The following is a 15,721-nucleotide window of genomic DNA, read 5'->3' as shown; positions in this document are numbered from 1 at the left end:
TTATAATGTATTTTACAAAAAACACCATATAGTAAAAAAACATCAAATAAGTTTTTACACACCCAAGATAAATCTGGAAATTTCTTCTTGCTTAAAAAAGTCTTTCTTAATAAACCTTTTGGGTTGAAATTCAACAATACTGTTAATTATTTCTCCTATTATTTCCATATTGTAACATACTCTTGCATACCCACCTTCTTCCATAAAATCTGCAATATCGCTTTGATGTTTATCTACGCGGTCTAGATTTGGAACAATGATTATGGTCTTGTTTCGCTCCAAAAGACCGTAAATAGAACCTGCACCAGCATGAGTTATAACAACATCCGCCTGATTATAGTAATCCTCTATATCTGAAGTAAAAGTAAAATAGCTTCCAGATGATGGTTTGTATTCGCCGTCAGCAATTTGATAAGTATACTGATGGCTTTCAGTATCAGAAGAGAAATCAACTGCTCGAATCAAAGTGTCAAATTTTGTTGTACCAACAGTCACAAAAATCTTCATAATAATCCTGCGTAAATAGCATTGGGATAGAGACGTACAAGGGATTCGTTTTGTACATAAAACTTATCCGCTAATTTATACATAATACGACCAGTTAATGATCTAGTTTTAAATCTGGACCATGTTTCCACATGAACGATTTTTGCTCCCATAATCTTATAAAATAAAGCAGCAACTATACAGATACCAGGTCCTGTTGATACAACGCTATGAATATGATGGTTACGACGAATTTTAATGAGACAAGTAACTATTTTCGCTGGGCCTGTATTTAAAAGAGAGTCTATATGTCTATGTTTAGAGCGTAACTCGCCACAGACATAATGTTCATCAGCCCAATCAGGAGCATCTTTTTTGTCGGAAAGTGAAATTAATTTCGCATTTTCCAAATGAGGTTTTAAACGTTTAACTAAACGATTCATTTGACTATTGTGCCCACCGACACCATAACAAAAAAGGATACTTTTAGAACAAGACATTTTTTAAACTCTTTAAGGTTACAGCGGATGAATAATTTTTACGAATAATATCCAGGTTGTGTTCTATTATTTTTTTACGATCTTGATTCTCAATATCCATTTTCTCTAAAATAGCCTTAGAGTAACGCTCTGGTTTCTTTTCGTTAACAATACAGACATTGAAAGAAAGATCTACTAACTCAGTAAAAGCAGGTATATCTGATAATACAACTTGCGCGCCGCATGCCATAGCCTCGATAGGCACTAACCCCAAACTTTCGCTATCTGATGGATATATAAGAGTATTAATCTTATTGTACCAAAGAACTAGTTCACTTTGGGACATAGGCGGAAGGAACTTTACTTGGTTCTCAACACCAAGGTTTTTAGTTAGTTCAATTAAAGCATTTTTTTGATTTCCATCACCTACCACTTCTAAATGAAAGTCAGGAAGATCGACTAATGCTCGAATAATAATATCAACATTCTTAGATTTTATAAGTCTACCTGCATAACCAAGCAACTTCTGTTCTCTTTCAATTGGTAGGAGCTTAAATTTATCAAGATCAACACCTCCAGAGGGATAAACTAATATCTTATCAGCGCTAACTCCATACTCTTGTTGTACATACTTAGAATATGAGTAAGAAGGGACGACAATTTTTTCTGATATACTTAATGCTCTCTGTACGATCTTACGCTTAATTTTAAATTGATTACGACTGAAGCCATCTAGTAATTTAACATCACCACCGTGCACATGACTTACAATTCTAGGCCTAATTCCGATATATGACAACAAGACAAATGGAATCATTGAATGAGAAACAAAGTGAACATAAAACAATTGATAAAACGGAATTTTAATAAAAATAAAAATAAAGAAAAAAGAATAATCAAAAACTTTTCTCAAATTATTAGCATGGCTCTTACTAATTGTTACTTTGTTAATGCTTTTATTTTCATCTCGTAGTTGATTATAGATATTTTTTACGAAGACACCAAAGCTAGGACTAAACTCTGATGGGTACATATTAGATATCAACAAGATTCTCATCTTAGTATTCCTGAGTCAGACTAGAAATATTAACACTTCTTCTTATCCAGTATATATATAGTCCATTCAAAATAATATCAACAAAATTATAAAAAGACTCTCCATTTGAGTTCAAATAAACTTCTTGATACCTATTGTTTATGACTGATGAGTCAAAGTACTTTACATACATATCTTTTGTAAAGTTTACCACTGAGTTTGAGTCACAGAAAAAATAATCAAAAACTTCTTGTTTATCTAATTCTTTTTCGCATTCAAATTTTGTTCTTTCAGAAAAGTTGTAATAAAATGCTGTGTCAAAATTTTTCTGATTTATTAAAGTTGGGTATTCTCTATCTTCTGTTACGATCGCAGCAGGAACTCCGTAAGAAAAAGACTCCATTAAACTTCTTCCTGCGGAGATAGTAAGATCAAAATAAGGTATATGTCTTTGAGCATTTGAGGTATATACAGGATCGGTATAAATAAAAAGATTAGGAATATTCCCATAAGAATCTCTTATCTGTTCGAAAACACTTACATCATCGATTGTTCCAACAATAGACAGTGTTGTCGAGTTTCTTTTTTTATTCAAAAACATTAATAGATGAATTGATTTTTCTATTTTTTCTTTATATTTTCTACTAAATCGAGATATGCATATTATATTCTTCTTTTCTTTATCAATTGTAATACTTTGGGGTAAAACTGTAGGGCTTGAGACCCTATTAGGTATTAAATAAACATTACCATTTCCTTTTCTTTTAAAAAAATCATAGTTTTCTTTGGAAAAAACAACTAACGATTTAGTCTTAGGATAATATTTATTATTTTTACCACCACACTTGTTAAGCACTAGTTTAGACTTATTTACTAGAGATGATATCCTAGAAAAGAAATATGAGTGTTCATTAAAAGAATGAATTACTTGAGTATTTTTACCTTCTTTACAAGATATTTTTATACAATCAAAAATAGAGTTTTTGTTTAAATCGACAAATGTTAAATTTTTAAGCTCAACTTTAGGTGGCATATATCCAAAGTATAAAATTTTAAACTCACACTCTAATCGCTCTGAAATGTTTTTTAAACTGTAAATATGGCCACCCAGTCCGGTATCCATAGTATAAACCATAAATAGTACATTACTCATTGTCACACTCACTCCATTTTAAATAATTATATTTCCAGAAAGGTATAGAAAGCAGAATCCCAAGAAAAGGAGTAACTAAGCCATTAAACAATATATGTCCGGCCCAAAAAGCAATTAATGATAAAACTAACAGAGATGAAAAAACGACCCTAACACCATTAATAAATGCAAATTTTTTAACTGAAACACAGACATAAGTAAGAATAGAAATTACATAAAACAATAAAGCCGACATGCCGAATATAAATAAAATATCAAAGAAGTCCATCTCAACTAAAGGCTTACCGCCTTCTCTAAGTTCTTCAAACCCGAGTCCAAAAATCAATCCGCCAACATGTGTACTTAAATAGATGGGAAAAATATTGTCTAAAAAAACATCTCTGCCAGACAACAAAACTCTAATAATCCCTCCATTGTCATAAAAATAACTAATCCTTGTGTAAACTGCTGAGTTAGTTATCAATTCAAAATTACTAAACACTAAAAAAGTAATTAGAAAAAGAATAACCATTAAAACTAGAAAACTCTTAAGTTCCGAAAGTTTGGTATAAGACAGAAAAAATACTAATACTAAACCAAGAACAGCACTCTTAGTTCCTAACATCAAAGCAATGAACATAAGAATAAAAAATGAAGTGAAGCGATACTTTCCATTGGAGTAATTGGAAAACAAATAGAAAGAGAATATAATCACTAATACACCAGAAAGCGCATTACCCGCATAAAAAAGACCTTTAAATCCATAATCATCATAACTTGTGTTCCCGACACCAAGATAACCAATAGTTACATTAAATAACAAAACTATTGTAGAGAAAAAGGATATCTTAATTAAAGCCACGTTTGGGTTGCTTGTTTGAAAACTCGAGAAAGTAAAAAAAATAATAAATGTGTAAAATAACTTTAGTATTTCAGAAAAGTCATTCAAAAGGTAGTCACCGCTACCAAAAATATTTTGAAAAACACTCCAAATGAATGAGTATATTATAAGGAATAATGAAAAAAAGAAATAATTTTTATTTTTCTTAGCCAAAAAAACTAAAGCAAAGCATAAGAAAAACAACTTATAAGCTATCGATATTTTTATGTCTAAGCCTACAACCGTTAGAAAAAAGCCATTCAATGCATCAAAAAACAAGAATAAACAAGACAATGATACAAATTGATTTTCACTTAATCTCTTCATGCTTTCTCAGACCTAATAGATTTAATTTTATCATGAAACTCATTAAAGTCTTTTCTATTCACAATAAAGTAATCTAATATTGATAATTTTTCCGAATATTTTTTTTCATATATCAACACTGCAATCAGGGTAGATAAAACATAAGAAATAGATACAGAAATCGCAACCCCATAAACATTATAATATGGAAATATAATATATGACATCAGACAGTTTAAAACTAAAATTATCGGCATAAAATAAAGTGAAATAATTGGTTTTCCTCGCCCAGCAAAGTCTACATTAATCAGCTTAAATACACTCATAAAAACAATTCCAGGAATAAGGATAAAAAATAGAGCTGAAACTTTATCATATTCTTGCCCCAACGCTAAAGGAACAAAAAAATGGAGAACGAAACCAATAAATAAACTAAAAACACCTCCGATAAAAAACTGAACTCTAGAAACCTTTTTGAGTTTATCTACCCAAACATCCCCGTGTTCTTTTTTATTCACGCTTTTTGAAAAGATAATTATGGATAGTGCTGCAGGAATCTGCCATATGAATTCAACGACTTGTGTAGAAACGATATAATTACCGACATCAGAACTATCACTTAACTGACTGATAATAAACAAACCTGCTTTGTAATTAAAGTCAATAAAAAACAGTGATACGGCATAGATTATTCCTAGTCGAAATATTTTTGAAAGTGTGGTCCTTGATGCTAGTGAAATATTGAAAGACACATTGTCTCTTTTGCAAAGAAACCTTGACAACACGAATGAAAAAAAATGAAAAAATAGAAAAGAGAAAAAGGCAAATTCTAAAGTCAGTTGATCCATATAGTATAGTAAAACTATAACAAAAAAATACGTAACTCTAGGGACTAGCAACGTTTTTGAAAAGTTATTAATACGTTCTCTACCAATAAAAACCCCTCGATAAGAGTTTACTAATACTATAAAGGGTAGAATTAGAACTGAAAGAAGTAATATATATATATCTACGTCATCTTTTAGGTATAAATATTGAAGCACTAGTAAAATACTTCCCCAAAACATCACAGATATATATGTAAATAGTCTTACACTTCCAAGTATATTAGCTTCAGATTCAGATTTCTTTCCTAGTAAATAACTGATAGCTTGCCTCATTCCACCATCAGTAATGGAAACAAATAACTGAGGGAGCAATAGTATCATCGCAAGCATCCCTCGTTGTTCTGCACCTAGAGCTTTCGCTTGAACAAAAACCACAAAAACGGATAATATCAAAACTGTAAACTTCGAGAACAGTAACCCTAAAAAATCTCGCACTTTGATTGTTTCCCTTTTATTTCCACTGCCTTATTTAATGGAACTCCTTTCATATCATTGCTATAAAATAATGCTTCTGACTCGAGTTCAAAACCATATTTATCTTTACACTTTTCATTAATAAGACTTACTAAAGACAAGACATCATCAGAACTTGCCCCGCCTAAATTAACAATAAAATTAGCATGTTGTTCTGATATTTGAGCATTCCCTATTTTGTAACCTTTTAGACCAAGAGATTCAATAACATAACCTGGAGGCCCTACCATATTAAAAAGTTCAGGACTGCTTAAAAAAACAGAACCACAGCTTGGAAACTTTATAGGGAATTTATTCTTCCTTTCTTTTAGAATATTTAGAAGCACTCTTCTATTTTCGCCAATATTAATTTTCTCAAGCTTAACCCTTGCACTTAGTATTATGAAATTTTCATGTTTAAATATTGATTCTCTGTATGAAAAGTTACACTCTTCCTTTGAAAGGACTTTTATAACTCCATCACAATCAACAACCTTTACTGATATTAAATTCTCCGAGATGGATCGTCTTTGACTACCTCCATTCATGACAACTAAACCACCAAATGTGGCAGGAATGCCTACACAGTGTTCTATACCACCTAGCCCTTTATTCGAAAGTTTACGAACTAATTTAGGAACATATGTTGCAGCTCCAATTTCAATCTCTGTAGAATTAATAACATTAATAAAATCAAAATCTTGACCTAATTTTATAATGGGCCCATTAAAGCCTGAGGAGCAAAACAAAGTGTTTGTCCCATTACCAATAACTACAGGAGAGCTTGATTCAGTACTTAGGTAGTTGCAGACATCACTTTCTGTATTAAATTCAAAGAAGGACTCACATCCCCCACCAATCTTCCAAAATGTTTTGTTTGATAATTTCATAAAAACACAGCAGCAGCCCAGTAGTAGCCAGGCTGCTAAATCTCCAACTCTCAGTTAATATTTTGCTTCATCAAGACTTGTATTTAACTTTTATACCTAAACCTTCTAACTTGGGTATAAGATCATTATATCCTCTCAAGGCCATCGAAACTCCATATATTTTCGAAGTACCTGATTTTGCACATAACGCAGCTAATACAGCAGCCATGGTTCCTCTCAAGTCGGTGGAGCTTGCTTCAGAAGAACTGAAAATCACAGGTCCGTTTGTTGTAATTTTCCCATCTTCAGCATCAATTTTTAGATTCACAAACTTCTGCAACTCATCAATATAAGAGATTCTCTTTGGATATCTATAATCATGTATTCTTGACTTACCTATCGACATTAACCCTAACATCACATAAAACGGCTGCATGTCTGAAATAATACCTGGATGTGTACCACAAGCAACTTCAAAAGAATGAGCGTGCCCATTAACTAGGCAAGAGGAATCTATATAAATACTTGTGCTGTTTTGAAAAAAGTCAACTCCGGCATTACGTAGATACATTAGAGGAATTTCCATTGAAGAGAATGGAACATTCTCAATCAAGATATCTCCTCCTGAGATTGCCCCGTAAACAAGCCAAGTTAAGGCTTCTATTCGATCAGGAAGAACATGGTAATGGTGTCCTTTTAAGTATGTCTTACCTGTTACTTTCACATGACTCTGTCCTACAACTTCAACTCCAACTCCGCACCTCTTAAGAAACTCAATTAAGTCTTCAATTTCTGGAGTTATATATGCGTTGGCGAGCGTTGTAGTCCCTTCGGAAATAGATGCCATTAAAAGCGCATTTTCTGTTCCACCAACTGTTGAAATCGGGAACTCATACTCTGTTGCAACAAGCTTTTCAGGTCTAGTTACGATGATACAATCTTCGGTTTCTTCTACCTGACAACCAAACTCTTCCCATATAGCAATATGAATGTCATATTTTCTAGAGCCAATATTGCATCCACCAGGATAAGGTATATATGCTTTGTTTGAGCGCTTTAATTGACCAGCTACTAACAAATATGTTGTTCTTATCGGATAAAAGTAATCATCAAGTTTTCTTGGACTATATTCATTGCTATTGATAATTACAGTTTCAATGCCCTCATAATAAGTATATACCCCATTGGAGTTTAAAAATCTTTCTTTATGTCTTGAATCTACTAAGTTTATCGGATAACCGCTCAATTTAACAGGTTCATCGCAAAGTGTTGCAGCTGCTAACAACCTCGTTGCGGAGTTTTTCGCACCGGAAATAACGACCTTACCTGTAGGCTTTTGACCACCTTCAATTTCTAATATATCTTTATACAATGACATTATTAATTCCTAACAATAAATAGCTTCATTTACTTTGCAATTTATATTTTCTGACGTAACTTGTGGTTTTAGTACCTAATACTTTGATTTTTTTCTTCATAAAAGCTGTAATCTTCCATATGTGGCTTATAATGGAGAAATAACACGCAAACAGAATTATAAAGGCGAGGAACATTGTAGATTCACTGACATCAGTAAAATCAGCCCATAAGCCTACCGCAGCACAAATTGATGCCATCGAACAGATGAAAATTAACGTTGCACCTGGAGAAAGCCCGATACGTTGGCAAATATGGTGTAGATGTTCTCTGTCTGGTTGGAATGGTGACTGACCTTTACGAACGCGACGAATCATAATGGTTGCCATGTCCATCAATGGTAAGGCTATTAACCACAGTGCAGTGACTGGCTTGAAGGCTACAGCTCCTGGTTCTTGCGTGCCACGAATTAGCATCCAGACCACGGTAAAGCCGATGAACATACTGCCTGCATCACCCATAAAGATCTTAAAGCGACGACCAAGTGGGAAACCTAAGTTCAGGAAGATGTAAGGAAGCATCGCAGTCACGATCAATAAACAGATCGTGGTTAAATATTCGTTTCCATTGTAGGCAAACACAATACCTAATGCTGTAAAGGTGACCGAGGCTAACCCGCCCAGCAAGCCGTCTATACCATCGACCATATTAAATGCGTTAATGGCGCCTATTACCGCAATCACGGTGATCACCGCGCCAGCGACTTCATTCAGGGCAATGGTTTCGCTTCCCATTAGATAACCTAAATCGTGCAAGCTGTGGCCTCCGATGTAAATCATCGCAAGGGATATTCCTGCTTGGATTATAAGGCGAATTTTGAAACTTACATCGTAATAGTCATCTAATGCGCCGAGCACGATGAGTACAGCCGAACAAGATAAGTAGAGTGATAGGTTGTCATTCATTGGTAAGAACAGAAGGAACCCCACCAGTATAGTAGAGAAAATGGAGATCCCTCCTACAAGTGGCACCACACCTTGGTGAAGCTTTCTTGCATTGGGTTTATCTACTAGACCTACGCGCTTAGCGACCTTGCGCATAACAAAAAGTAGAACGAACGACAAAATAAATACAAATAAATATGCATTATTCATGATAGCCAACTGTGTTATTAAATAAGTTTGAGGTAAATCTATAACGCATCCGACTGATTCCCTTTACGGATTCCATTGCATCACAGGTCCGATACTGCTGATTCTTTTTCGCTCATATCTGAATAAAGCCGAACCTAAGAACAAGCAGGTGATTTTTTGGCGTGACAAAACCACATTAGACAACATGGGTTGTAACGCACAGCAAACGCTAATTTTTAATATTGAATATGTAAGTAACTGAATCACCCCGATACTCGCTCATGACGGTCACGGTTTCACAGCTTTTTATAGGCAGGCCAAATACAAAGCTTGTATATGCTAACTAACGGTTTGAGCCGACAGTTAACTACTTCTACACGCTTAGTGCTTGGTTTTGATAGGTATGAGAAATGGAGATTTAAATTGTAACCTATGCCTAACCAACATTTGCTCGCCACTTTGTTAGCTTTGAGCATCCCTCTGACAAAAGGGAATTACATAAATTTGTAATAGTTCTCGTTTTTTATAAATCAATCTTGCCAGAAATGCACTTAGGTGCTTATTATTATTGAAAATTCTTTAGTTTGACCTCTTTCTTTTATTAGGAAGGAGGCTTCACCGATGATTTGGGCACGCTACCGCCCCTAGGTCTGGCTCCTAGAAGCAAGTTTTGCACGTAATGTAAATGCGTTGCATTTCTAAATGAGGGACGCATTGTATAGTAAACACGTTGCAACTAAAAGTAACATTTATAAAACTCTGGCAGTGGAATGCTCTTTCCCTGACACTCATTCCGTCATAAACATGACACTAATTACAATATTATAATTAGTGTACAGAAACATACTCAATAGATAGTTTCTCCATGTATTGATTTCATTTTACGTACGCATAGTTACGATACTATGAATGACTTCCACTTTGGTCGCGACAATAGACGTCAAATTTATGACAGACATCTAAATCTTTACAGGTTCTCCGACTTACTGTTTTCTTCCCTTTGTTTTTCTTATTTAAAATATGAATACTTGCTTACTGCATCTCCACCTACAACTTAGTCAGATACGCGCTTCACAATATCATCAGATCTAGGAGGAGATATACTAAGCCATTTATTAGAGAGATCTTGAGACTTTTTATGCAGGTATTCCACCACGGCGGGAAAATACGGTCACAGGCTCTTGTCACGAGCTCGTGTTACAAAATGGAAGTGTGCTGATCGACTGTGGTTTGTTACAAGGTCAGGACAATACTCAGCAGCAGAGTTTGGATATCGACTTCTCTATCCCTCATCTCAAGGCGGTTGTGCTGACCCATGCTCATATCGATCATATTGGTAGGCTACCTTGGCTGTTAGCTGCTGGCTATAAGGGCCCCATCTACTGTACGGAAGCCACCGCAGAGCTCCTGCCGCTTATGTTAGAAGATGGTTTAAAGCTCCAATTGGGTATGCGACGCCATCAAAGAGAGAAAGTGCTCGATTTTATTCGAACGCTTATTCGCCCTTGCCCTTACTCAGAGTGGATAGAAATAGAAGAGAATACTTCTCTCCGGTTTCAACCTGCAGGGCACATTTTAGGCTCTGCGTATGTTGAATTTCACCTGCCAAATCAAGAGGTTGTTGTTTTCTCTGGGGATTTGGGACCTCGCAACACACCTCTCCTACCGGATCCTTTATCACCGGAAAAAGCTGACTACTTGTTTATCGAGTCAACTTACGGCAATAAAATTCACGAGGATGTAGAGTCCCGCAGCAGGCGATTACTTTCTATTATTGAGCACGCACTTCGGGATGGTGGCGTAATTGTGATACCAGCTTTTAGTGTCGGGAGAACCCAAGAGTTACTCTTTGATATAGAGCAGCTTATACATGAGCACGCTTTGCAAGATTCACTGCCTATTATTCTCGATTCTCCTTTGGCTAAAAAGGTGACCAATACCTATCGCCAATTTAAAAAACTTTGGGGATCTGAAGCGAAAGAGCGACTCGATCATCATAGACACCCTCTCGCGTTTGACCAATGCATCACGATCGAACGCCACGCCGACCATTTACAGCTCATTAACCGACTAGCAAGTACATCAGAAGCCGCTATCGTAGTTGCGGCCTCCGGAATGTGTGAAGGTGGCCGTGTCGTCAATTATTTGGAAGCTTTACTGCCTGATGAAAGAAATGATGTTCTATTTGCCGGCTATCAAGCGAAAGGGACTTTAGGTCGGCGTATCCAGGATGGAGAAGAAAGTGTATTGATTGAAGGTAAGCGCGTGAAAGTGAAAGCTCAAGTTCATACGATGTCAGGATACTCTGCGCATGCCGATATGAACGACTTAATACAATTTGTGACTTCAATTCCTACTCCTCCTAAAGAAGTTCACCTTATACATGGTGAGGAAGATTCGAAAAGGCATTTACATACGCAACTCATCAATCTCGGATATACAAGCATACTGTAAGTAAAGTATATAAAATCAAATTTTCATCGGGAAATAGCATAATTATCCGGGTGAGATTTATAAAATTCGCCCACTTGAGTAACTAAATATAGAGGGCTCAAGTTCAAGAAAGCTAACAAAGTTGTAAGCATGTTCAGGATTAAGGGATATAATTTCTATACGAAATAAACTATAATCGCCGACCTATAAGCATTGGCTAGTCGAAAACAACTTATTCCATTCCTATGACAGACAGTATGAGCGACACGCTTCAAGAACGCGAAGTTTCTGAATTAAATAAAAATAATTCTATCAACACCATATCAGCATTGGACGAATTATCAGCAAGTGAAACAGAAACTTGCCTTTACATCTACTGCCCAAAAGAAGATGAGGCAAAGATTGCTCAAGTGCTTAAGAGACATCCTGAGATCAACGCTCAGGTAAACAACTATGCGCTCAGGGAGTTTAAGAGTAAAACTCTTTGTCACTTCAAAAGCTCAAATTTGAGTGTAGAACAGCAGGCTTTTTTGGTTGCAGCTACAGAGCTTGGAGCTTGGGTCGAACCTCTAGTCAGCTACTTTGACCGCTCTTTAGGCTACACAGAAACTGAGCTCTTGCATAGTGGCTACTTCTTACACCAAAAAGCTTTTTCTATCCTCTCTAATCGTAAGAACAGCTGGCAAAAGCGCTTCATCGATCTCTTGTTTGTTTTTATGCTATCGTGGGTTGCTATCCCAGTAGGGCTTATTACGGCACTGCTCATTAAGCTTGAGTCACCAGGCCCGGTATTCTTTAAGCAGCGTCGTACTGGCCAATATAATGAAGAGTTTGAAGTGATCAAGTTTCGCTCTATGCGAAACGATGCGGAAAAGAACGGTGCCCAATGGGCGACCAAAGGCGACACCCGTGTGACGAGAGTCGGCTGTTTTATTCGTAAAACTCGTATAGATGAACTCCCTCAGTTGATCAATGTTCTAAAGGGAGAGATGTCGATGGTTGGCCCTCGCCCAGAACGCGAAGTGTTCATCTCTGAATTGGAAAAAGCAATTCCTTATTACCGCTTTCGTCATGCAGTGAAACCTGGGGTAACTGGTCTAGCTCAAGTTAAATACCCTTATGGCGCATCGGTAGAAGATGCTATTTGGAAGCATAAATACGATATCTACTACATCAAACACCAAAACTGGATTATGGAAGTGAAAATTCTATTCCTAACAGTAAAAACGGTCTTGTTCGGTATGGGACGTTAAACAAGAAGTATCACAATACGTTTTTAAGTAACTGTAGATAAAAAGAGCAGCCCTTTTACGGGGTCTGCTCTTTTTACGTTTATAGCACTGTAGTGAAGAGTTAAAAGGAACGAGACTAAAACTTGCGCTTCGCTCTATGCTTGATTGTTCCTTTTACAGCATACACAGAAAATGTTAGTAAGCTTTTAGGGAAACTCAAACCCACTACATCTCTATAGAACTTCCATTGATATGACAAAACACTAAGCTTATTCGCTGTCATACCAGTATCCATTCGATACTTGGCTAATGTTTTGGGCAAACAATAAGCTTTAGGAGTATCTTTTAATATCTCCAACCATAAGCCCATATCTTGCCGCTTACGAATCAGTGGCATATAACGTTTACCTAAAGTCTGAGCATCATAAACTGCTGTCAGGCATCCAATAACATTACTGTATAATAACTTTTTATACGTAGTGGAATCAGGTGCAGTCACAACGCTAATTTCTTCTTCGCTATTAAAGCGACTGTAGTGCGTATATGTTAGAGCGTAATTATTATTTAACATGAACGCGATTTGCTCTGACAATTTATCTTCTGTCCATAAATCATCAGAATCCAAAAATGCAATAAATCGGCCTTGAGCCTTTTCTATGGCTAAATTTCGGCTTGCACCAGCGCCTCGGTTCATGTCATTTTGGAAGATATGAATGTTAGGATATTGCTCAGAAAAACGTTTGAGTATTGTCCATGTACCATCTGTAGACTTGTCATCAACAACTATAATTTCCCAATTTGTATAAGTTTGGGATATAACGCTTTTGATGCTCTCTGCAATCGTACCTTCTGAGTTATAGGACGGCATGATGACAGAAACAAGAGGTTGAGTATTTGGCATAATACAGACTACTTAAGGACCTATTCGACTTGCTTTAAGTTGATTGACGAGATTTAAGTCCCCCCAAACAACGCGATTATTAGCTTGGAGGGGGCTATAAGTTATTTAATTCGATTGAAGATTTCTGCCCACATTTGCTCTGTCTGAGCTTTGTACTCTGCAATTTTGGTATTGTAGGTTTCTTCTTCTACTGTTGAGATAGATAATCTTAATGCTTCCTTCAGTTCTTCTTTCGACCACTCTGGCTTCGCTAAGAAGTCGGCACGATTGTACTCGTCAAAAAGGCTCTCGTATTTATGGCTCCAGCTAGTACCTACACAAGGGATGCCCTGGGTTAACGCACTAACACAGCCATGAAATCGAGAACAAATAATGCCTCGGCTTGAGCCAATCAAACCTTTCACTTTTAAAGGGTTGGTCTCTTGAATAATTTCAATCGAATGAGGTGTTGCCGCTTTCACTTTTTCACACAGCTCACCATCGTGCTTGCCTTCATGGTTCAACAGTACTGGCACGTAGCCTAGCTCAAGAATGTTTTCAACAGATTCTACTAAGAAGTCTAGGTAACGTGATTTCCAAGTAGTATTGTTATTGCGCTCGTTTACCATATTGTAGTTAGGGATGATAAACACGGTATTGTTATACTTCGCATAATCTTCTTCGAGTTCACCTTTCACTAGGTTAGTGAAGTCAGGAGCAATTTTTAACTTTGATGTATCCTCAAGGTAAGGTCGAATGCCATCAAAACTGCTCTGCTCACGAGCAAAAATCAATGTAGCCTTGCTAAAGCCATCTTTTACTGCCGCTTGTTTCTCTGGATCAGCAAACGGGCCTAGTGCTTGAGGCATGAAAATGAATGTTTTGTTGTGTTTTGCTAGTCGCTTAACTTCTTTAGCTACTGCCTCTAAATGCTTAGTCGGCCATTGATCACCATAAGCAAACCCAGATGCATCCAGCACTACATCCACATCCGCTTCTGTCACAATACCCCAATTGGTTTTTAGCCACTTTCTAATTTTTGTCGGTAGGTGGTAAGACAACTCGTTTAGGTCCAAAAAACGCTTTTTCAAAGACAGCTTCTGATAAGCGTTGACCTCAGCACGCGCTTTATATGCCGAGTTACCATTAGGTGCCAAAACAATCTCTGCACTAGGATCAAACTCATTCAATTTTTGAATAACAGCGTGCAACATAAGCTCCGCGCCTTTGTTAACAAATTGAACACCTTTAATTTCAACGATCATTATTTCACTACCTTTATTAAATCTGAGTTGTCTTTTTTGTGAGAGAACGGGATAAAACCTTCAGGATCTGCATAACCTACTGACATCAGCATAACCGTACGTTCGTGAGACTCCAAACCTAGCAGTTTTTCAAGTCTCTTTTCACGGTCCTCTACATCTGGCCAGTTGATCATACAAGAGCTTAGCTCCATAGTTTCCAGTGCCAACGCAAATTGCATTGCTACCAATGAGCCATCAATATAAATAACATGGCGGTCTCGCTCTGCTGGGTATGCTGAAAGATCTCCAACGATAGCAATAATCATTGGGAAGTTATGCCCAAAACCAACAGTTCCCATAGCGCTATCGGCAACTTTATTCACCATGTCTTTGTCGGTTACAACATGAAACTTAAATGGTTGGCGGTTACAAGCAGAAGGCGCTTGCTTTGCAATTGTCATTGCTCGCTCAATCTTTTCTATTTCAACCGCCTGCTCAAGGTACCAGCGGGTCGAGCGGCGTTGTCTAAACAATTTTTCTAGCTGCTCTGTCGTAATTTCTGAAACTTCACTCGCGTTTTTCGCATACGGAACTGAACGCATAGTTAGCTCATCTAGAGATTGAACGTTCTCTAAGCACGCGAAGTAATCAACTTTTGCTTTCTCAATATCATTGTCTTTACCCGCAATTTCGAAGAAATGGCTAAGTACGCTCACACACCAATCCAACTCTTCTTTCTTAAGTTGTTGGTTGTTGCAAGCGACAACAAAAGCGTCAACGGTTTCTTGAATGTAACGAGTAGCAAATACATCCCTTCTCGGACGCATAATCAAGCCCTTTTCAAGACGGTGTACATTTCGTCTTAAAAGAACTCGACTGTCCTTGGCTTTGGCGTTGTCATCATAGTATTTCAAA

General features: G+C 36.7%; 13 protein-coding genes and 1 pseudogene. 2 read left to right on the top strand and 12 right to left on the bottom strand.

What is annotated here, in order from left to right; translation table 11 throughout:
* Positions 1-54: 54 nt before the first annotated feature.
* From pssE to wecA, 9 genes are all read right to left on the bottom strand, one after another.
* Positions 55-507 (bottom strand): PssE/Cps14G family polysaccharide biosynthesis glycosyltransferase, encoded by a 453-nt coding sequence (gene pssE, locus J8Z23_RS01235; RefSeq protein ID WP_258513513.1) that lies wholly within the window; start codon positions 505-507, stop codon positions 55-57.
* A complete protein-coding gene (gene pssD / locus J8Z23_RS01230; RefSeq protein WP_139061071.1) occupies positions 504-986 on the bottom strand; it encodes a PssD/Cps14F family polysaccharide biosynthesis glycosyltransferase in 483 nt (160 codons plus the stop codon). The genes pssE and pssD overlap by 4 nt, the downstream gene beginning before the upstream one ends.
* The gene (locus tag J8Z23_RS01225) at positions 973-2,022 is read right to left on the bottom strand and encodes a glycosyltransferase family 4 protein (protein WP_434634555.1); all 1,050 of its coding nucleotides are present in this window, start codon (positions 2,020-2,022) and stop codon (positions 973-975) included. The genes pssD and J8Z23_RS01225 overlap by 14 nt, the downstream gene beginning before the upstream one ends.
* 1 nt (position 2,023) lies before the next feature.
* The gene (locus tag J8Z23_RS01220; protein ID WP_434634552.1) at positions 2,024-3,154 is read right to left on the bottom strand and encodes a hypothetical protein; all 1,131 of its coding nucleotides are present in this window, start codon (positions 3,152-3,154) and stop codon (positions 2,024-2,026) included.
* Positions 3,147-4,340 (bottom strand): hypothetical protein, encoded by a 1,194-nt coding sequence (locus J8Z23_RS01215; protein WP_434634549.1) that lies wholly within the window; start codon positions 4,338-4,340, stop codon positions 3,147-3,149. The genes J8Z23_RS01220 and J8Z23_RS01215 overlap by 8 nt, the downstream gene beginning before the upstream one ends.
* Complete coding sequence (locus tag J8Z23_RS01210; protein WP_434634546.1) at positions 4,337-5,641, bottom strand: lipopolysaccharide biosynthesis protein; 1,305 nt, start codon at positions 5,639-5,641, stop codon at positions 4,337-4,339. Before J8Z23_RS01210 ends, J8Z23_RS01215 begins: the two co-directional genes overlap by 4 nt.
* Positions 5,626-6,549 carry a UDP-N-acetylmuramate dehydrogenase gene (murB, locus tag J8Z23_RS01205; RefSeq protein ID WP_434634544.1) on the bottom strand — a complete coding sequence of 308 codons (924 nt, stop codon included), beginning with the start codon at positions 6,547-6,549 and terminating at the stop codon, positions 5,626-5,628. The genes J8Z23_RS01210 and murB overlap by 16 nt, the downstream gene beginning before the upstream one ends.
* A gap of 70 nt (positions 6,550-6,619) precedes the next feature.
* Entirely contained in the window at positions 6,620-7,906 is a 1,287-nt protein-coding gene (locus J8Z23_RS01200) for a UDP-N-acetylglucosamine 1-carboxyvinyltransferase (RefSeq protein WP_213907289.1), read from the bottom strand.
* Positions 7,907-7,931: 25 nt separating this feature from the next.
* Complete coding sequence (wecA, locus tag J8Z23_RS01195) at positions 7,932-9,038, bottom strand: UDP-N-acetylglucosamine--undecaprenyl-phosphate N-acetylglucosaminephosphotransferase (RefSeq protein WP_434634541.1); 1,107 nt, start codon at positions 9,036-9,038, stop codon at positions 7,932-7,934.
* A gap of 1,117 nt (positions 9,039-10,155) precedes the next feature.
* Between wecA and J8Z23_RS01190 the strand changes: the two are divergent.
* Both J8Z23_RS01190 and J8Z23_RS01185 read left to right on the top strand, forming a co-directional pair.
* Positions 10,156-11,471 (top strand): annotated as a pseudogene (locus J8Z23_RS01190) (MBL fold metallo-hydrolase).
* A gap of 224 nt (positions 11,472-11,695) precedes the next feature.
* Positions 11,696-12,703 carry a sugar transferase gene (locus J8Z23_RS01185; RefSeq protein WP_302470817.1) on the top strand — a complete coding sequence of 336 codons (1,008 nt, stop codon included), beginning with the start codon at positions 11,696-11,698 and terminating at the stop codon, positions 12,701-12,703.
* A gap of 115 nt (positions 12,704-12,818) precedes the next feature.
* On the opposite strand, the gene J8Z23_RS01180 is transcribed toward J8Z23_RS01185, so the two are convergent.
* The 3 genes from J8Z23_RS01180 to J8Z23_RS01170 form a co-directional block, all read right to left on the bottom strand.
* A complete protein-coding gene (locus tag J8Z23_RS01180; protein WP_074191960.1) occupies positions 12,819-13,583 on the bottom strand; it encodes a glycosyltransferase family 2 protein in 765 nt (254 codons plus the stop codon).
* A 101-nt stretch (positions 13,584-13,684) separates the two neighbouring features.
* Entirely contained in the window at positions 13,685-14,827 is a 1,143-nt protein-coding gene (locus J8Z23_RS01175; protein WP_434634536.1) for a polysaccharide pyruvyl transferase family protein, read from the bottom strand.
* Entirely contained in the window at positions 14,827-15,633 is an 807-nt protein-coding gene (locus J8Z23_RS01170) for a nitroreductase family protein (protein ID WP_165616009.1), read from the bottom strand. The genes J8Z23_RS01175 and J8Z23_RS01170 overlap by 1 nt, the downstream gene beginning before the upstream one ends.
* Between the last annotated feature and the right edge of the window lie 88 nt (positions 15,634-15,721).

The organism is Vibrio sp. SCSIO 43086 (assembly GCF_051132235.1).
Lineage (GTDB): Bacteria > Pseudomonadota > Gammaproteobacteria > Enterobacterales > Vibrionaceae > Vibrio > Vibrio diabolicus.
This window is presented reverse-complemented; position numbering and strand designations above follow the sequence as displayed.

Excerpts from the sequence above, each read along its gene's own strand:
- pssE (WP_258513513.1), bottom strand. The coding sequence starts at position 507 with ATGAAGATTTTTGTGACTGTTGGTACAACAAAATTTGACACTTTGATT.
- pssD (WP_139061071.1), bottom strand. The coding sequence starts at position 986 with ATGTCTTGTTCTAAAAGTATCCTTTTTTGTTATGGTGTCGGTGGGCAC.
- J8Z23_RS01225 (WP_434634555.1), bottom strand. The coding sequence starts at position 2,022 with ATGAGAATCTTGTTGATATCTAATATGTACCCATCAGAGTTTAGTCCT.
- J8Z23_RS01220 (WP_434634552.1), bottom strand. The coding sequence starts at position 3,154 with ATGAGTAATGTACTATTTATGGTTTATACTATGGATACCGGACTGGGT.
- J8Z23_RS01215 (WP_434634549.1), bottom strand. The coding sequence starts at position 4,340 with ATGAAGAGATTAAGTGAAAATCAATTTGTATCATTGTCTTGTTTATTC.
- murB (WP_434634544.1), bottom strand. The coding sequence starts at position 6,549 with ATGAAATTATCAAACAAAACATTTTGGAAGATTGGTGGGGGATGTGAG.
- J8Z23_RS01200 (WP_213907289.1), bottom strand. The coding sequence starts at position 7,906 with ATGTCATTGTATAAAGATATATTAGAAATTGAAGGTGGTCAAAAGCCT.
- wecA (WP_434634541.1), bottom strand. The coding sequence starts at position 9,038 with ATGAATAATGCATATTTATTTGTATTTATTTTGTCGTTCGTTCTACTT.
- J8Z23_RS01185 (WP_302470817.1), top strand. The coding sequence starts at position 11,696 with ATGACAGACAGTATGAGCGACACGCTTCAAGAACGCGAAGTTTCTGAA.
- J8Z23_RS01180 (WP_074191960.1), bottom strand. The coding sequence starts at position 13,583 with ATGCCAAATACTCAACCTCTTGTTTCTGTCATCATGCCGTCCTATAAC.
- J8Z23_RS01175 (WP_434634536.1), bottom strand. The coding sequence starts at position 14,827 with ATGATCGTTGAAATTAAAGGTGTTCAATTTGTTAACAAAGGCGCGGAG.
- J8Z23_RS01170 (WP_165616009.1), bottom strand. The coding sequence starts at position 15,633 with ATGCGTCCGAGAAGGGATGTATTTGCTACTCGTTACATTCAAGAAACC.